This window comes from Collinsella sp. AM36-4AA, from assembly GCF_003467795.1.
Lineage (GTDB): Bacteria > Actinomycetota > Coriobacteriia > Coriobacteriales > Coriobacteriaceae > Collinsella.
Genome location: NZ_QSHS01000012.1, coordinates 41132 through 58081, shown reverse-complemented (window position 1 = coordinate 58081; position 16950 = coordinate 41132). Strand labels below are relative to the sequence as shown.

Here is a 16950-nt window from a genome sequence, read left to right as displayed (position 1 = left end):
CTGTTGCGTTGAGATTGAAAATCAACCCCACAAAGGTACCTGTCCCCTTTGTGGTGGTTGGGGCGTTAGGGGAGGAGCTTCATGGCGGCGTCGTGGGCGGCGTGCTCGTAGGTGTCGTCGAGGGGTTTGAGCGGCAGCAGGGCGGCGGCCTGTGTGTCGCCACGGCGCTCGAGGGCGTGCGCGATGAGCCAGTCGGCGAGTTCGGGGTTCTTGGGCAGCGCCGGGCCATGCAGGTACGTGCCGATGACACCCTTGTAGATGAGACCCTCAAAGCCATCGTCGCCGTTGTTGCCGGTGCCCGTGACGACGGACGTTCCGAGCGGCGTGGCATCGGCGTCCAAAAGCGTGCGGCCACCGTGGTTCTCGAATCCCACAAAGGGCTCGGGTGCCAGGTCGGTCTTGACGGCGACGTTGCCGATCAGGCGGTCGGAGCCGCGTACGGTCTCGGCGGCAATGACGCCCAGGCCCTCGATGCGATTTTCGCCCATATAGTACGAACGGCCGAGCAGCTGATAGCTGCCGCAGATGGCGAGCAGCGAACCGCCGTCCTCAACATAGGCTGCGACCTTGTCTTTTTGGGCGAGCAGCTCGTGTGCCACGGCTAGCTGGTCGCGATCGGATCCGCCGCCCATCATGACGATATCGGCATCATGCAGATCGAGCACCTCGCCCATGCGGACCTCATCCACGCGAACGGGGATGCCGCGCCAGGCGCAGCGGCGCTCGAGGGCGATGACGTTGCCGCCGTCGCCATAGAGGTTGAGGGCATCGGGATACAGGTAGACGATGCGCAGCGGGCGCGAGAGCTCGACTGGCGCGATACCGACAGGAAGAGCGCTGCCGTCGGCACGGACTGCGGCGCGGGCGGCAACCGTGGCTGCATCGGCACCCTTCAGCCCGTCGAGTTCTTTGACCAGCGGCGGGAAGGCCGTGTAGTTGGCGACGGCGTAGAAGGTGTCATCGGCGGCCTCGTCTGCCATGGCGCCAATTGCCTGCGCGACGTCCGAGATAATGGCGGCGTCGATGCCGGCGTACTTGAGGCGTACCTGCATGTCGTGCGCACGCGTGCCTCCGGCAAAGGCGACAAGATCCGGCGTGTCGGCGATGCGCTCGAAGTCGACATCGTAGATCCACGAGACATCGTGGCCGTCGGCATCGTTATCGTTTAGGAAGAAGGCGCAGAGCCTGCCACCTGCCGTTTTAATGGACTGGATCTGGCGATCGAAGCCCACGGGATTCTTGGCCAGGTTGGCCTCGACGGTGCGGCCGGCAATATCCCAGCGGCCCATGCGTCCGCCGGCGGGCACGTAGGCATTAAGCGTGGGCTGCAGGTGCGCCGCGTCCACGCCCAGCTCGTGCGCCGCAAAGAAGGCGGCGGCGACGTTATAGACCATGTACAGGCCGTTGTAGCGCGTGGCGATGTGCACGGCGGGCGCGTTGGCCTCGGGTCCAAAGGCCAGGTCAAAGCCGTAGCCGTCGCAGCCGAGCTCAACGCCCGTCACGCGGCGGAGCAGCGCGGGGCGACCCCAGCCGCACGAAGGGCAATGATAGGCGCCCAGCTGTCCGTACTGCACATAGTCGTATTCCAGCGGGGCGTTGCACTGCGAGCAAAAACGCGAGTCGCTAATGCGGTCGGACTCGGTGCCCGTGGCGCCGTCGATGCCAAAGGCGATGCTCGTGTTGGGGACGCGCGCGGCGATCGAGGCGCACAGCGGATCGTCGGCGTTGTAGATGAGCGTTGTCGTCGGAGAGAGCTCCAACGCATGGGCGATGACGTCTTGGGTATGGTCGATCTCGCCGTAGCGGTCTAGCTGGTCGCGGAACAGGTTGAGCAGCACAAAGTACGTCGGTTTGAGCTTGGGCAGAACGCGTACGGTGTAGAGCTCGTCGCACTCAAAAACGCCCACGCGCTTGCCGCTGCTGGTGTGCTTAAGGCTGCCGCGGGCCTCGAGCAGAGCACCCACCACACCAGGCTCCATATTGTTGCCGGCACGGTTGCACACCACGGTAGCGCCGCTGGCAGCAACGGCGTCAGCGATGAGGTTGGAGGTGGTGGTCTTGCCATTAGTACCGGTAATCACCACGCTGCGGTCGACCAGGCTCGCGAGGTCGCTTAGCAGCTCGGGGTCGATCTTCATGGCGATGCGGCCGGGAAGCACGCCACCCTGGCGTTTGAGGACAGAGCGCAGTCCCCAGCGGGCGATATCGCTCGAGGTGCAGGCGAGAGATGAGCGGAGGTTCATGAAGCCGTTCCTAACATAGATGACATGGTCGGGGCGATCGCGTCGCTAAAAGCCGTAGCGGCGCGCAAATTCCTGGGCGAGCTGCGATACATCTTCGCAGGCGTTGGCCCAGGGGGCAAAGTCGGGGGTGTCCGAGATAATGCCGTCGGCTTCCCAAACTGCCTGATGCGAAAGGTCCCAGGGGTCGTGCGGTTCGGGCCGGCAGGGAAGGTACGGTGTCTGATACATGGGGTTCAGCAAAAAGAACGCGCCGCCCTCGCAACGGTTAGCGAACTCACGCAGCGCACGCACCGCCGGGCGCATCTTGTTTGTTTTGAACAGCAAGATCGTGCGGGCGAGCAGGTACCAAGGAGAGTTTTCGAGTGCGTCTGCCCCCATCTGTTCCTCGAGCTGATGCGCCAGGGCAAAAAAGCCGTCCTGGTCTTCCAAGCGGGCGAGGGCAAGCAATACGGTGCCGGCGGCCCGGGTGGGATAGCCCTCCGCCTTAAGGACACGGCGAGCATAGTTGGCGGCGGCGCGGTAACGAGCGCTCGCCATGCACAGCTGCGAGATGGCCTCGAGTGTGTGAAGCCACCCGATAAGGGCCGGCTCGCTCACGGTAAGGTCCGCTGCGGTGACACCGTCGGCCAAAACATTATTGGCCCAATAGTGCGGGGCCTCCATATCAAACCCGGGCACGCTCTGTTGCAGGTAGTCGGCCGTGCTCGTCTCGAGCTTCATCAGGTCGCCCAGGCAGGCGTCGACGGGCGTGTCCGCCAAAATGATGGCGAGCAGCTGGGCATCGACGGCCAGCGCATCGACGCGGACGATCTTGAGCAGCTCATCACGCATGTCGTCGAACAGGCGGTTGCGCGTCTGCTCAAACTCCTCGTCGCTGCCCATGTCCTCGATGCGATGGAGCTCGTCGAGCAGGTGGCGATGAACGCCGGCATAGGACAGCAGTGCCTGGGCATGCTCGGCCTGCGCATACTTTTGAGGATTCGCGCTAATGTCGTTATGGACAAGCTCGCGTGCTGCATCGGTGAGCTCGGGGTGCGACGCCAGATAGGTGCGCTCCAGGTAGGCGGGGATGTAGACGCTCGGATCCATTAGAGGTCCCCTCCCTTAAATGGAAGCCCCTGCTCGGCCGCGCGCAGGATGCGCTCGTCGATCTGGGAGCGCACGATGTCGTTGGTGGCGATCCAGGCGGCAAAGCTGGCGTTGTCGGGGGCGCCCAGGCCCTCCTGCAGTACCGGCGTCGCCTCGGACAGCGCAAGGACAAGCTCGTCGGTGGAGCCTGCACCCACGTTGACGCGGGCATAGACGCCATCGGGAAACTCGGTTTGGAAGTAGAGCGCCTCGGCTGCGTGCGGGCACGAGCGCGCAAGGATGCGCAGGTAGTGTTCGGCGCCCTCGTAATCCAGCTCGCGCCAGGCAGCGCTCATCAGCGCGATGAGCGTCCACGGGTCCAAGTCGCGTTCTGCATCCTTGGGACGACGGCGCAGCGGCGTGTTGGCGAGATAGGGGACGGAGTGGGCAGAGCGAAAGCGCCTGAGCTCCTCAGCGGGGTATTCGAGCTTTGCCATGGCGAGCATTGCGGTGTGGCGGACGCCGGCAGGATCGTTGGGGGCAAAGTCGAGGCTGCGGTTTGCGGCTTCGAGCGACATGCGGTAGCGGCCGCTAATGAGCGCGCGCGATGCCAAGGCGGCAAGCCAGCGCAGGTAGGGACGGCGGGTCAGGTCGCCTGCGGCCTCGCGCTCGTAGGGGTCCTGCGCCGAGGCAATCTTGAGCGCCAGATCGTGCTCCACCTCGTCGCACTTGGACACCAGATATTGCACGTATTCCTCGTTGGAGTCAGCGGTGAGGGCGCACAACATGCGCTGCGCATCCCAGTTGGCCGGATCGAGTGCGGCGGCCTCGCGAAGCATGTTCTCGGCAGCGGCCTCTTCCTGCTCGGCTTGGGCATCGTCGGGGATAAAGGGAATGCGGTAGTCGACGGCCTCGACCACCTTGGCAATCAGATGCCCGGCGCGGTCGCGGTCGTGCACGATGAGCGGCGCGGGGTTGCGGGTGAATTGCTCCATCAGACGCTCGACGGCGGGGCCGTCGGTGAGCGGGATATTGTCGCGGCGCAAGGCCTCAAGAACGAGGCGATGGCAATCCTCTTGAATGGGATCGAATGCCATGGGGCCTCCTTTGCTGCGGTTAGGGTTCAAATGTCTCTATATAAGGTTCTAGTTTACCCGCATGTGGCACACCGGGGGTGCCGCACTTGGACATGCACCTTTGCACCACGAAGACGGATGTCGCACAAATGTCGGCGCCTTGGACGACTGAGTGGTATCACGGTGCCGCAAACGGTCGATTTTTGGCGGCGAACGGGGCGCATTTTGGAGGGGCACCGTCCTGCCCGGGATATGTGGTCAACCTTGATAAAACGTTTGCCCAGCTTGGGAGTATGAATGCCCCACAAGGGTCTTCAGGGATAGAAAAAACGTTTCATCATTGTTGGCTTTAGGTGAATAACTGACCAACCAGAACGGTAAAATAGTGTTTGTCTGAGCGTTGAGACGTTTAGACATCGTGCGTTGTCATCGCCGGCAACGCGCAAAACGGTCCTAACGGAGCCAATCGGGTGCTCCGTTATATACACAAGTCTAAGAGGGGCTTGTTTAGGAGGCACAGTATGGGACGTTTTACCAATCCTCGCGATCTGTACTTTGGTGAGGGCGCTCGCCACGAGGTGAAGAACCTCAAGGGCAAGAAGGCCATCATCGTTTCTGGCGGCAGCTCTATGCGCCGCGGCGGGTTCCTGCAGGACGTCGAGGCCGACCTCAAAGAGGCCGGCATGGAGGTCAAGCTGTTCGAGGGCGTCGAGTCCGACCCGTCCATCGAGACGGTCATGAAGGGCGCCGAGGCCATGCGCGAGTTCGAGCCCGACTGGATTATCGCCATCGGCGGCGGCTCGCCCATCGATGCCGCTAAGGCCATGTGGGTCTTCTACGAGTATCCCGAGGAGTCCTTCGACAACATCATCCAGCCGTTCAGCTTCCCCGAGCTGCGTCAGAAGGCTCATTTCTGCGCCATCTCCTCTACCTCCGGCACCGCTACCGAGGTCACCGCGTTCTCCGTTATTACCGACTACGCCAAGGGCATCAAGTACCCGCTGGCCGACTTCAACATCACCCCTGATGTCGCCATCGTCGACCCCGAGCTCACCTACACCATGCCCGCCAAGCTGTGCGCTCACACCGGCATGGATGCTCTGACCCACTGCATGGAGGCCTACGTTTCCACCTGCGCCTCTATGTTCACCGACGCCAACGCCCTGCACGGCATCCGCGAGATCGTCGAGTGGCTGCCCAAGTCCTATGCTGGCGACCATGAGGCCCGTCAGCACATGCACGAGGCTCAGTGCATCGCCGGTATCGCCTTCTCCTCGGGCCTGCTCGGCATCGTTCACTCCATGGCTCACAAGACCGGTGCTGCCTTCGAGAACGGCCACATCATCCACGGTGCCGCTAACGCCATGTACCTGGGCAAGGTTATCCAGTGGAACTCCAAGGACCCGCGTGCTGCTGAGCGTTACGCTTACGTGGCCAAGGAGATCCTGCACCTTCCCGGCGAGACCAACGAGGAGCTCATCGCTGCGCTCGTCCAGAAGATTCGCGACCTCAATGACCAGCTCAACATTCCGCAGTCCATCAAGGATTACGCGAATGGTGGCGTGAAGGTCGACGCCGAGAACCCGCAGATGGTTTCCGAGGAGGAGTTCCTCGCCAAGCTCCCCGAGATCGCCGCGAACGCCGAGCAGGACGCCTGCACGCCCGAGAACCCGCGTGAGACCAAGGCTGCCGACTTCGAGAAGATTCTCAAGGCCTGCTACTACGACACCGACATCGATTTCTAATCGACTCTTGTTATCGTAACGAGGGGCTCCGCACGTATCTGTACGGAGCCCCTTTCTTTTTTCTTTTAGAGAATGGGATAGTTATGGCTGCAATTTTCAATAGCCCCAGCAAGTACATCCAGGGTCCGGACGAGCTCGCCAAGCTCGGCTCCTATGTCGAGCCGCTCGGCGCTAAGGCCCTCGTCATCGTGACGCCTTCGGGCAAGAAGCGCGTCGGTGCCAAGATCGAGGGCGGTTTTGCCGAGGCTAAGGCCGAGCTGCTGTTTGAGGACTTTAACGGCGAGTGCTCCAAGGGCGAGGTCGATCGCCTGGTTGCGCTCGCTCGCGACAACGGTTGCGACATCATCGTCGGCGTCGGTGGCGGCAAGATCCTCGACACCGCGAAGGCCGTCGCCTATTACCTGGAGTCCCCGGTTATCATTTGCCCCACCATTGCTTCGACCGATGCCCCGTGTTCGGCACTTTCGGTGCTCTACACCGACGATGGCCAGTTCGATAAATATCTCTTCCTTAAGGCAAACCCCAACATTGTCCTGATGGATACGACGGTTATCGCGGCGAGCCCGGTGCGCCTGACGGTTTCCGGTATGGGCGATGCGCTCGCAACCTACTTTGAGGCCCAGGCGACGCATGATGCCGACGGTGGCACCTGCGCTGGCGGCAAGGGCGGCATGGCCGGTCTGGCGCTCGCCAAGCTCTGCTACGAGACGCTTATGGCCGATGGCGTCAAGGCCAAGGTCGCGCTGGAGAAGGGTGCGCTCACGCCTGCCGTCGAGCATATCATCGAGGCCAATACGCTGCTTTCGGGCATTGGCTTTGAGAGCTCGGGCCTTGCTGCTGCTCATGCCATCCACAATGGCCTGACGATGCTGCCCGAGTGCCACGGCATGTATCACGGCGAGAAGGTCGCCTTTGGCACCATCGTTCAGCTGGTACTCGAGGATGCTCCGACTGAGAAACTCGAGGAAGTCTTGGGCTTCTGCATTGAGCTGGGCCTGCCGGTCACGATGAAGGAACTTGGCGTTGCCGAGCTTACGCGCGAACAGGCCATGATTGTTGCCGAGGCCGCCTGCGCGCCCGATGACACCATGTGCAATATGCCGTTTGAGGTGACGCCCGAGATGGTCGCAAACGCCATCCTGGGTGCCGACGCGCTGGGACACTACTATCTCATGGATGAGTAAATCAAGCTAAGGAAGGGGCAAAGCCAGCAGACGGCTTTGCCCCTTTTTGCTATGGTGCAAACTAACCTGACCCCATCGCACCAAGTTGGTGCAAAGGGGTCAGGTTACTTTGCACCAATCGTTGTTTGATGAAGGGCGGATTCTCGTATGGCGCTTCCTATGGTTTACGGCGGTCCCGGCCGGTATGTTCAGGGGCCGGGCGAACTTTCGCGTCAGGGCAGGTATTTGTCATGGTTGGGCTGCGCTGCCTATGTCTTGTTTGACCAGGGCGCCGAGGATCGGCTGTGCAGGCAGATCGTCGATGGATTTCTGGATGAAGATCTAAGCGAGCCGTTCTTTAAGATTTACAACGGTCCGTGTACGGAAGATGCCGTTGTCGAAATGGCCAAGGAAGCCCAGGCCGAGTATTGCGACATGGTGGTGGGCATTGGCGGCGGCAAGATGCTCGATATCGCAAAGGCCGTTGCGTTTTATGCTGAGCTGCCGTTGTGCGTATGCCCCACGGCGACTTCGATGGACGGTCCGTGCAGTGCGATTTCGGTGCTGTATCACGAGGATGGGTCGTTCGACCGCTACCTGATGCTCGAGAAGAATCCAGATCTGGTCGTGGTCGATACCAACGTGGTCGCGGCGGCCCCACTGCGTATGACGGTCGCTGGCATGGGCGATGCGCTGGCAACGTACTTCGAGGCGCGTTCGTGCGCCGCGGCGCACGGCGCCAACGAGCACGGTGGCACGCCGGGGCACTTGGCCCTGGTTGCGGCTCGTGCCTGCTATGACACACTCATGGAGTGCGGCGTCGCTGCCAAGCGCGATCTCAAAAAGGGCCGTATATCGCCGGCGGTTGAGCGCCTGATCGAGTGCAATATTCTGCTCTCGGGTGTTGGCTTTGAGAGCGGTGGCCTAGCGCTTGCCCATGCCATCGCCAACGGCCTGACGATTCTGCCCGAGTGCAAGGCCATGCATGGTGAGGCCGTGGCATTTGGCCTGGTGGTGCAGCTGCGCCTGGAGCGTGCGCCCGAGCTTGATCAGGTGCTCGAGTTTTGCCGGCGCGTCGGTCTGCCGACGACGCTCGAGGAGCTGGGCCTTGGCGAGATTTCCGATGCCGATCTGCTGAGCGTTGCGGACGCAACTTTTAAGAACGAGCGTAACATGGCCAACGAGCAGGCCAAGGTGACCAAACAAAAGCTCGTGCAGCTCATGCGCGAGGCATAGTTTGGCGCTTGATTGGCCTTGTGCAATCGAGGCGGCGATAGGCCATGGGCTATTTGCCGCAAAGATGCTCCGCGTGTAATTTGCCCGAGGCGTGGGCCGATAGCGTATCATTATCTCTTGCTTGTTTGCACTGCTCAGGGAGGGGCCGCGCATGGCGCAGGAACACGATCTGTTTGATGACATTATCGAGATCAGCAAGGGTTTCGACTTTCTTAAAAACCCGCTTGGCGGTGTGACCGATGCGCTCGATCCGTCGGCGCCGCAGTGGAATCCTGCTGACTACAAGGAGCGTCCGCGCGGCAACACCATTCCGTGCTTGACCTGCAAAAACGAAAAGAGTGGCTGCACCGCGTGCATGGACGTGTGCCCGGTCAACGCCATCGAGGTCGAGGAAGATGCCATCGAGATCCTCGATTCCTGTCGCAAGTGTGGCCTGTGCGCCGCTGCCTGTCCGACTGAGGCGATCATCTCGCCGCGCCTGGCGCCCAAAAACCTGTATGACGACATTGTCTCGGCAGCTACGAGCCACGAGACCGCCTACGTTACCTGCACGCGTGCCCTTAAGCGCATGCCGCGCGAGAACGAGGTCGTCGTAGCCTGCGTGGGCGATATTACAGCCGAGACCTGGTTCTCGGTACTGGCCGACTATCCCAACGTGAGTGTGTATCTGCCGCTGGGCGTGTGCGATAAATGCCGCAACACCGGTGGCGAGGACATGCTGGGCGAGGCGATTGCGAAGGCCGAGGAATGGGCTGGTACGGGTATGGGCCTGGAGGTCGACCCCAAGAGCCTCAAATGCCATAAGCGCCGCGAGTACGAGCGCAAGGAATACATGGAAAAGATCGCCCGTACCACGGGCCTTACCGTGACAAAGCTCAACCCGGCGACGGCGGCACTGGCTTCGGTGACGCAGAAGCTCAAAGCCCATCGCCATCAGATTACCCAGCTGGAGCGCACACTCAACACCATGTGCGGTACCACGACGACCAAGCGTCGCCGCTCGCTCACCCATGGGCGCCAGCTGGTACTCTCGACGCTGCAAAACCACCCCGAGCTTGCCCAGAACATGCAGGTGAGCACGCCGGAGTGCGATTTTGACAAGTGCACGTCGTGCGGCGAGTGCGTCAATGTATGCCCCACGTTCGCCTGCGATTTGGTGGGAAGCGGCCGCTTTGCGTTGGAGTCCACGTATTGTTTGGGTTGCGGAGCCTGCGTCAAGGTTTGTCCCGAACATGCGCTCAAGCTGGTCGAACACGATGCGTCCAACTTGGTTGTCGTCGACCCCGAAGCCGAGGAAAAGGCCGCCCAGAAGGCGAAGGCTCACGAAGAAGCTGAGAAGGTCAAGGCCGAGGCAAAGGAAAAGCTCAACAAGGTGCTCGACCAGGTGGAAAAGCTCGCAGACTAGTCGGCGACCCCAATCTCTGCTTCATTTGCGCCGCCGTGGCGCCCGGGTTCGCCTGGATGCTGCGGCGGCGCTATACTTATGCAGTTTGAAGTACCTGTATCAAAAGGAGCTGTCGTGTCCCTTTCCATCGGTATCGTGGGCCTGCCCAACGTGGGCAAGTCGACGCTGTTCACCGCGCTTACCAAAAAGACCGGCCTTGCCGCCAACTACCCGTTTGCCACGATCGACCCCAACGTGGGTATCGTCGATGTGCCCGATAGCCGCCTGCAAAAGCTCGCCGACATCGTCAACCCGGGTCGCATTGTGCCGGCTACGGTCGAGTTCGTCGACATCGCAGGTCTGGTGAAGGGCGCTAACGAGGGCGAGGGTCTGGGCAACCAGTTCTTGGCAAACATCCGCGAGACCGACGCCATCTGCGAGGTCGTGCGCTACTTTAAGGACCCCAACGTCATGCGTGAGGTGGGCCGCACCGGCGAGTTCGTCGATCCCGCCGGCGATGCCGACACCATCATGACCGAGCTCATCCTGGCCGACATGGGCACGCTCGAGAAGCAGCTGCCCAAGCTCGAGAAGGAGGCCAAGCGCGACAAGGAGCTCATGCCCAAGTTTGAGGTCGCCAAGCGTCTGCTTGCCTGGCTCAACGAGGGCAAGCGCGCCGCATCCATGGAGATGACTGACGAGGAGCGCGCCGCCGCCAAGGGCCTGTTCCTGCTCACCATGAAGCCCATCCTGTATGTGGCCAACGTGGACGAGGATATGCTCAACGAGGACCTGGCGCCCATCGATGGCGTCAAGCCGCTGCCGATCTGCGCCAAGATTGAGGCCGAGCTTTCCGAGCTCGATCCCGAGGACGCTGCCGACTACCTGGAGAGCCTGGGCCTGGAGCAGCCCGGCCTGGACGTGCTCGCGCAGGCCGCCTACAAGCTGCTTGGCCTGCAGTCGTTCTTTACGGCTGGTGAGATGGAGGTCAAGGCCTGGACGGTTCGTCAGGGCGCAACCGCTCCGCAGGCCGCCGGCGTCATCCACACCGACTTTGAGCGCGGCTTTATTAAGGCCGAGGTCATTGGCTACGACGATTACATCGAGCTCGGTGGCGAGCAGGGCGCCAAGGCCGCCGGTAAGCTGCGTATCGAGGGCAAAGAGTATGTCATGGCCGATGGCGACGTCGTGCACTTCCGCTTTAACGTGTAAGGACGACGCATATGTTTAAATATGGCAAAAAAGCTGGCTACATGGGTATTGCGTTGCTCGTACTTGCGGTGATTCCGCTGGTGGTCGCAGCGTGTGTTATCCCCAACATTGGTCCCGAGGTGGCAACGAAGTTTAACGCGGCCGGTGAGGTGACGCGCTGGGGCAAGAGCTACGAGCTGCTGGCACTGCCGGTGCTCAACCTGCTGCTGAGCGTGGCGACGTACTTTACGGCAGGACGCCAGGCTAAAAACAATGATGACTCCGCCGCCATGGCGCGCATCGTGTGCGAGCGCTACCTGCGAAACGGCTGCATCACGGGCGTGTTCCTCAACGTAATCAACGTCTACTTTATGTATTCGGCGATAACCGGCACGGGCTTTGGCTTTGGTTTCTAGCTTGTCCTTTTAGGCAACGAGCCTGCACGCATATTCAATGGCTGCTGCGAGGCCGCCGCTCGATCGTGGTTTAAAGACCATGTCGGCGGCGGCCTCGTTTTCGTATCCGGCGCCGCGAAGGGCGAGCGCGATACCGGCTTCCAGGAGAAGGGGCAGACCGCGTTGGCTGGTTGCGATTACGGCAGCCTGATTGAGCGAGCAGCTGTGCGCTTGGCATTGGATGGCAAGTTCACCTTGCGCCGGGCAAGGGACCAGAACGGCGGCGACGCGACTTGATAGCAATGCAAATGCTGTGCGCTCATCGGGCGAAAGGCATTCAGCTTCAACGACGACGAGCTTGGGCGGTGCGCTGTTTGTGCGAAGCATGGCTCGGTACATGCGGACCGAAGAACCCGACATAGAAAACTCCTGTGTATTCGGCAAAACGTAAACTATAGTTTACGTTTTTGTTCAGCTCCATTTCAAACTCGGCTGCATGGACGAACGTGCGAAACAGATTCTTGGCAGGCGGGTCGAAGAGACACGCAGAGACCTTGGTATCTCCAAGGTTGATTTTTGTGTGGCGACAGGAATCAGCCGACCCTACCTCGACCGAATCGAAGATGGAACGGCAAATTTCACGCTCAAGGTTCTATTTAAGATCGCGCCCGCACTCGGCATGACGGTATCAGAGCTTCTCGAGGGCATCGAATAGGGGATACCCGTCGACAACTGAATTACGCCATCGGGATGCGGTCGTGGTTGACTTGGCTGTAGAACAGGCGCTGGATCTCGGCGGCATCACGTGACTGGCCGAGTGCCCACATGGTTTTGGCCACGAGCGTCTCGGTTGTCATATCGTCGCCGCGCAGAATGCCCGGATGATCGGCGTAAGCACGGCCGACCTCGTAAACGCCCAGATCGAGGCCCTCTTCGGGGACCTGCGTGGTCATAACGACGGTGCGACCCGAATCGACCCAGCGGAAAATTGCCTCTTGGAACGACTCGCCCGACTCACCAAACTCGGGGATACCGCCAATGCCAAAGGTCTCCAGAATCACGGCGTCGTAGCTATCGGCAAGGGCGTCGAGGATGCCCGGGTTTACGCCGGGCGTAAGCTTGAGTACAAATACGCGCGGGTCGATGCTGTCGTAGAAACGAACCGGGTTCTCGTTCTGGTGAGTGCCGTGGAGTCCGTTGCGAACGATGCGGTCGTTGCGGATATAGGCAATGGGCGGATAGTTGACGCTAATGAACGCATTAAAGCTCATGGTGCGCTGCTTGCGGGCACGCGTGCCGGCAATGGCTACGCCGCCAAACACGATCGAGACGTCGTGCGAGTGCTCGTCGAGCGCATAGAGCAGGCTCTGGTACAGGTTGAGCTTGGCGTCGGTAAAGGGATTGCCCATGGGCTTTTGCGAGCCGGTGAGTACGATGGGCTTGGGGCTGTCCTGAATCAGGTAGGAAAGCGCCGCCGCGGTGTAGCTCATGGTGTCGGTGCCGTGCAGAATCACGAAGCCGTCGTGGTCGGCATAACCCTCGACGATGACGTCGCGGATACGCATCCAGTCACTGGGGCGCATATTGGTGCTGTCGATGTTCATCGGCTGCACCACGTCGAGCTCGCAGAGCCCCGAGATCTCGGGGACGCTCTGGGCGAGCTCCTCACCGGTCAGGGCGGGGGAGAGGCCGTTGCCGTCCTCGGTCGATGCGATGGTGCCGCCCGTGGCGATGAGAAGGATGCGCTTCATGCTGGTATTCCTATCGTATTTGCCGCCGCAGAGGCGGAGCCGTTCGGCAGTATTGTGGCACAGGGCGTCCAATGTTCAAACGTATTACATCATCTGTAACGTTTGGAAACACTTCATTCGCCGTCAAATAGGGCCCCGGTCGTGCGTTTGCCGTGCGCTGATGGCTGCGAGGGACGAGAAACCCCATATAACGTGTACACTATGAAAGTTATTTTCGTTCATTCACGCGGGTGGGCACCGGCTCCCCGCCAACAAGAGGGGGAAACCATGGATCAAAAGGCTTCCGCAAAGGTCCTCGTACTCGACTTTGGTGCGCAGTACGGTCAGCTCATTGCCCGTCGCGTCCGCGACCTCAACGTGTATTCCGAGATTGTCCCCTGCGACATCTCGGCCGACGAGATTCGCGAGATGAACGCCTCTGCGCTCATCCTTTCCGGCGGCCCGGCCTCCGTGTATGCCGAGGACGCTCCGTCCATCGATCCTGCCATCTTTGACCTGGGCCTTCCCGTCCTGGGCTTTTGCTACGGCCATCAGATCACGGCCGTGACGCTCGGCGGCAAGGTCGGCCACTCCGAGGTGGGCGAATACGGCCGCGCCACCATCACGCGTACGGCCGGCGCCAAGCTCTTTAACTCCACGCCCATGGAGCAGACCGTGTGGATGAGCCACCGCGACGCCGTGTCCGAGGTGCCCGAGGGCTTTACCGTTACCGCCAGCACCGACGTGTGCCCGGTTGCCGCCATGGAGTGCGTCGAGCGCAAGATCTTCACCACGCAGTTCCACCCCGAGGTCAAGCACTCCGAGTACGGTCAGCAGCTGCTGAGCAACTTCCTGTTTGAGATCTGCGGCCTGGAGCCCAACTGGAGCATGGACAACCTGGTCGAGACCATGACGGCTGAGTTCCGCGAGAAGGTCGGCGACGACCGCGTGATTCTGGCCCTGTCCGGTGGCGTCGACTCCTCCGTCGTGGCTGCGCTGGGCGCCCGCGCCGTGGGCAAGCAGATGTCCTGCGTGTTCATCAACCACGGTCTGCTGCGCAAGGGTGAGCCCGAGCAGGTGGAGGAGGTCTTCACCAAGCAGTTTGACGTCGACTTTATCCACGTCCACGCCGAGGACCGTTATGCCGAGCTTCTGGCCGGCGTGACCGAGCCCGAGGAGAAGCGCCGCATCATCGGTACGCAGTTCTGGAAAGAGTTCTTCGCCGTGGCGCAGCAGCTCGAGACCGATGGCAAGCCGGTCAAGTACCTGGCTCAGGGCACCATCTACCCCGACATCATCGAGTCCGGCGCTCGCAAGACGGGCGGCAAGACGGCCACCATCAAGAGCCACCACAACCTGATTCCGTTCCCCGAGGGCGTGCACTTCGACCTTATCGAGCCGCTCGATCACTTCTTTAAGGACGAGGTCCGCGCGCTTGGCCTGGCGCTGGGCCTGCCGGGTCACATCGTGTTCCGTCAGCCCTTCCCGGGCCCGGGCCTGGCCATCCGCATCATCGGTGCGGTCGACAAGGAGAAGCTCGAGATCCTCAAGAATGCCGACGCCATCGTGCGCGAGGAGCTCGACGCCTATAACCAGCGTCTGTTTGAGCAGACCGGCGAGCGCAACTCCGAGCACAGCTGCTGGCAGTATTTTGCGGTCCTGCCCGACATCAAGTCCGTTGGCGTTATGGGCGACGAGCGCACCTATCAGCGCCCGATCATCTTGCGCGCCGTGGAGTCCAGCGACGCCATGACCGCCGACTGGGCCAAGCTGCCCTACGACGTCCTGGCCCGCATCTCCGGCCGCATCGTTGCCGAGGTCCCTGGCGCCAACCGCGTATGCTACGACATTACGTCCAAGCCGCCCGCGACCATCGAGTGGGAGTAGTTAAAATATGTGCAATTTACGTGCATGAAAACCTAGATAGCACCCATGGCGCACTGCATCATGGGTGCTATCTTTGTATATGGGAGCGGGTCACGGCATATTCCAGTCGCCACGTGACGGATATCCGCCACACCATGACGGATTCCAGGAACATACCGCCTGCCGCGCGTGCAATCGCCGTATTGCGCACACACGAGGCAAGGAGGTCCGCATGGAGACAGTTAACGTCACCGTACGCATGGAGAGGCAGACGAGGGACGACGCTGCGAAGCTCTTCTCGAAGCTCGGCATCAGCACCACCCAGGCGATCAACATGTTCCTCAAGCAGGCCGTGAGGGAGCAGAGGACACCCTTCGAGGTCTGGATTCGCGGCAATTTTGAGACTGGATGCAAGTGGGACAAACTGAGGCAAACTGGAACGAACTGGAGATAGTTTCTAACTATTGAGTGGGATTAGAGTAAGTAACATGCGAAGAATCGATTCAGCACCTACACGCGACATCCTTGTTAAGCTGCTGCACAACGACGCCCTCGGGAGGAATGGAGATCTCGCCGAGTTTGCCGGGATACTCAAATCCATCGAAGGCGGGTTTTCCCTGTTCGTCGACGCTGATTGGGGAAGCGGGAAGACATTCTTCGTTAGACAGGTGGCCTGCATCCTTGAAGAGGTTAATCCTTTTCTTGAGTCTCACGGAGACCTCGACGGATTGCTTGACAACAATCGCGAGCTTGCACCCTATATGGAGCTGAACAGCTTCTTGCCCGTATACTACAACGCCTGGGAAAATGACCATTGGGATGATCCGCTGCCTTCGATTGCAGCATCTATAGCCCTCCAAGGCGATGCATGCGCCTCTTTTCGCAGTGACACCGAAGCTGGCGAAAAGATTGCCGGAACACTCGACGCCATATTGGGGGTCTTTGGACATGGCGGAGCCAGCTCTTTAAGAGACGCTTTTTCGGGCAGAGATTTAATCCAGGCTTATCGTGACAGAGAAACGCTAAGGTCCTCTGTTTCAAACCTGGTAGATGTAGCTCTCCCTGAAAAAGCCAACACATTGCTTCTCATTGTCGATGAGCTCGATCGTTGCCGTCCTTCTTTTGCAATGAAGGTGCTCGAGCAGTTGAAGAATCTGTTTACAGATGATCGAGTAGTCATCGTGTATTCGGTCAACGCCAATCAACTATCACATGTTGTTGAAGGCATGTATGGGCAAGGTTTTGACGGCCGACGTTATTTGTCGCGTTTCTACGATCTAACCATCCCTCTAAGAAAGGTCGATAGCTTTAAGCAGCTAGAAGCGAACGGCTTCATAAAAACCTCCAACCGCTTTGACGTAATTGCGTATGAGCTTGCAGAGGCATACGGAATGACGATGAGGGACGCCAACAGGTATCTGACTGAGCTTTTCAGAGTTCGCCCTTTAGTATTGGAAAGCCGCGATGGATTTGTAGACGACCGGGTTCGAGCGTTTGCCGATGCCGGCCTGGTCCCGACTATGCTCGCCTTGAAAGTATTTGACGCCGACGCGTTTGCCTCTGTGGTTCAGAAATTTGAAATTGAGCCTCTTTATCATGCATTCTCTAAGAGCGAAGCGGCGATGGAGTTTATGGATGCAACATGGGGGTCGTACATAAAGTTCGAGGAGGGAAAGACCCCTTCCGACGAAGACAAGGTAGGTGCAAGGCACGAGCTCCTCGAGACCTTGGTCTACATGATTTGGTGCAAAGACAGAAACAATTCTAAATACCAGCATTCCTATCAAGTTCTTATTGGAAGAAGCTGGGGATTTGACTCGCTCCCGCGTTTAGCAAAGATTATCTAGGAGTAA

General features: G+C 60.2%; 15 protein-coding genes. 10 read left to right on the top strand and 5 right to left on the bottom strand.

Features of this window, described 5'->3' with window-relative positions:
• Positions 1-65: 65 nt before the first annotated feature.
• Genes DW850_RS10410 through DW850_RS05340 form a run of 3 tightly spaced genes read right to left on the bottom strand, consistent with a single transcriptional unit; the run spans position 66 to position 4408 of the window.
• On the bottom strand, positions 66-2243 hold the full coding sequence (locus DW850_RS10410) for a MurT ligase domain-containing protein (protein ID WP_233540622.1): 2178 nt from the start codon (positions 2241-2243) through the stop codon (positions 66-68).
• A 45-nt stretch (positions 2244-2288) separates the two neighbouring features.
• A complete protein-coding gene (locus DW850_RS05345) occupies positions 2289-3332 on the bottom strand; it encodes a hypothetical protein (RefSeq protein WP_117786457.1) in 1044 nt (347 codons plus the stop codon).
• Complete coding sequence (locus DW850_RS05340) at positions 3332-4408, bottom strand: hypothetical protein (protein ID WP_117786456.1); 1077 nt, start codon at positions 4406-4408, stop codon at positions 3332-3334. The genes DW850_RS05345 and DW850_RS05340 overlap by 1 nt, the downstream gene beginning before the upstream one ends.
• Positions 4409-4908: 500 nt before the next feature.
• Between DW850_RS05340 and DW850_RS05335 the strand changes: the two genes are divergently transcribed.
• From DW850_RS05335 to DW850_RS05310, 6 genes are all read left to right on the top strand, one after another.
• Complete coding sequence (locus tag DW850_RS05335; protein ID WP_117786455.1) at positions 4909-6132, top strand: iron-containing alcohol dehydrogenase; 1224 nt, start codon at positions 4909-4911, stop codon at positions 6130-6132.
• 83 nt (positions 6133-6215) lie between these two features.
• On the top strand, positions 6216-7316 hold the full coding sequence (locus DW850_RS05330; protein ID WP_117563611.1) for a glycerol dehydrogenase: 1101 nt from the start codon (positions 6216-6218) through the stop codon (positions 7314-7316).
• Positions 7317-7463: 147 nt separating this feature from the next.
• Positions 7464-8531 carry a glycerol dehydrogenase gene (locus tag DW850_RS05325; RefSeq protein WP_117786454.1) on the top strand — a complete coding sequence of 356 codons (1068 nt, stop codon included), beginning with the start codon at positions 7464-7466 and terminating at the stop codon, positions 8529-8531.
• A 151-nt stretch (positions 8532-8682) separates the two neighbouring features.
• Positions 8683-9936 carry a 4Fe-4S binding protein gene (locus DW850_RS05320; protein WP_117786453.1) on the top strand — a complete coding sequence of 418 codons (1254 nt, stop codon included), beginning with the start codon at positions 8683-8685 and terminating at the stop codon, positions 9934-9936.
• A 114-nt stretch (positions 9937-10050) separates the two neighbouring features.
• Positions 10051-11127, top strand: a complete 1077-nt coding sequence (gene ychF, locus DW850_RS05315) for a redox-regulated ATPase YchF (protein ID WP_089572784.1) — start codon at positions 10051-10053, stop codon at positions 11125-11127.
• A gap of 11 nt (positions 11128-11138) precedes the next feature.
• A complete protein-coding gene (locus DW850_RS05310; RefSeq protein WP_089572786.1) occupies positions 11139-11522 on the top strand; it encodes a DUF1648 domain-containing protein in 384 nt (127 codons plus the stop codon).
• Positions 11523-11531: 9 nt separating this feature from the next.
• On the opposite strand, the gene DW850_RS05305 is transcribed toward DW850_RS05310, so the two are convergent.
• Positions 11532-11921 (bottom strand): hypothetical protein, encoded by a 390-nt coding sequence (locus DW850_RS05305; RefSeq protein ID WP_117786452.1) that lies wholly within the window; start codon positions 11919-11921, stop codon positions 11532-11534.
• 76 nt (positions 11922-11997) lie between these two features.
• Here DW850_RS05305 and DW850_RS05300 point away from each other — a divergent pair, with 76 nt between their 5' ends.
• Positions 11998-12216 carry a helix-turn-helix domain-containing protein gene (locus DW850_RS05300; protein ID WP_035136926.1) on the top strand — a complete coding sequence of 73 codons (219 nt, stop codon included), beginning with the start codon at positions 11998-12000 and terminating at the stop codon, positions 12214-12216.
• 22 nt (positions 12217-12238) lie between these two features.
• On the opposite strand, the gene DW850_RS05295 is transcribed toward DW850_RS05300, so the two are convergent.
• Entirely contained in the window at positions 12239-13252 is a 1014-nt protein-coding gene (locus DW850_RS05295; protein ID WP_117786451.1) for an asparaginase, read from the bottom strand.
• A 267-nt stretch (positions 13253-13519) separates the two neighbouring features.
• On the opposite strand from DW850_RS05295, the gene guaA reads away from it, so the two are divergent.
• The 3 genes from guaA to DW850_RS05280 all read left to right on the top strand — a co-directional run bounded on the left by guaA (position 13520) and on the right by DW850_RS05280 (position 16944).
• Positions 13520-15118, top strand: coding sequence for a glutamine-hydrolyzing GMP synthase (gene guaA / locus DW850_RS05290; RefSeq protein ID WP_117786450.1), 1599 nt, complete (start codon positions 13520-13522; stop codon positions 15116-15118).
• 211 nt (positions 15119-15329) lie between these two features.
• Positions 15330-15551, top strand: a complete 222-nt coding sequence (locus DW850_RS10170; protein WP_158551530.1) for a type II toxin-antitoxin system RelB/DinJ family antitoxin — start codon at positions 15330-15332, stop codon at positions 15549-15551.
• A gap of 34 nt (positions 15552-15585) precedes the next feature.
• Positions 15586-16944, top strand: coding sequence for a P-loop NTPase fold protein (locus tag DW850_RS05280; RefSeq protein ID WP_117583318.1), 1359 nt, complete (start codon positions 15586-15588; stop codon positions 16942-16944).
• Positions 16945-16950 lie beyond the last annotated feature (6 nt).

Bases quoted from the DNA above. Each gene is read 5' to 3' on its own strand.
- DW850_RS10410 (WP_233540622.1), bottom strand. From the start codon at position 2,243: ATGAACCTCCGCTCATCTCTCGCCTGCACCTCGAGCGATATCGCCCGC.
- DW850_RS05345 (WP_117786457.1), bottom strand. From the start codon at position 3,332: ATGGATCCGAGCGTCTACATCCCCGCCTACCTGGAGCGCACCTATCTG.
- DW850_RS05340 (WP_117786456.1), bottom strand. From the start codon at position 4,408: ATGGCATTCGATCCCATTCAAGAGGATTGCCATCGCCTCGTTCTTGAG.
- DW850_RS05335 (WP_117786455.1), top strand. From the start codon at position 4,909: ATGGGACGTTTTACCAATCCTCGCGATCTGTACTTTGGTGAGGGCGCT.
- DW850_RS05330 (WP_117563611.1), top strand. From the start codon at position 6,216: ATGGCTGCAATTTTCAATAGCCCCAGCAAGTACATCCAGGGTCCGGAC.
- DW850_RS05325 (WP_117786454.1), top strand. From the start codon at position 7,464: ATGGCGCTTCCTATGGTTTACGGCGGTCCCGGCCGGTATGTTCAGGGG.
- DW850_RS05320 (WP_117786453.1), top strand. From the start codon at position 8,683: ATGGCGCAGGAACACGATCTGTTTGATGACATTATCGAGATCAGCAAG.
- DW850_RS05310 (WP_089572786.1), top strand. From the start codon at position 11,139: ATGTTTAAATATGGCAAAAAAGCTGGCTACATGGGTATTGCGTTGCTC.
- DW850_RS05305 (WP_117786452.1), bottom strand. From the start codon at position 11,921: ATGTCGGGTTCTTCGGTCCGCATGTACCGAGCCATGCTTCGCACAAAC.
- DW850_RS05300 (WP_035136926.1), top strand. From the start codon at position 11,998: ATGGACGAACGTGCGAAACAGATTCTTGGCAGGCGGGTCGAAGAGACA.
- DW850_RS05295 (WP_117786451.1), bottom strand. From the start codon at position 13,252: ATGAAGCGCATCCTTCTCATCGCCACGGGCGGCACCATCGCATCGACC.
- guaA (WP_117786450.1), top strand. From the start codon at position 13,520: ATGGATCAAAAGGCTTCCGCAAAGGTCCTCGTACTCGACTTTGGTGCG.
- DW850_RS10170 (WP_158551530.1), top strand. From the start codon at position 15,330: ATGGAGACAGTTAACGTCACCGTACGCATGGAGAGGCAGACGAGGGAC.
- DW850_RS05280 (WP_117583318.1), top strand. From the start codon at position 15,586: ATGCGAAGAATCGATTCAGCACCTACACGCGACATCCTTGTTAAGCTG.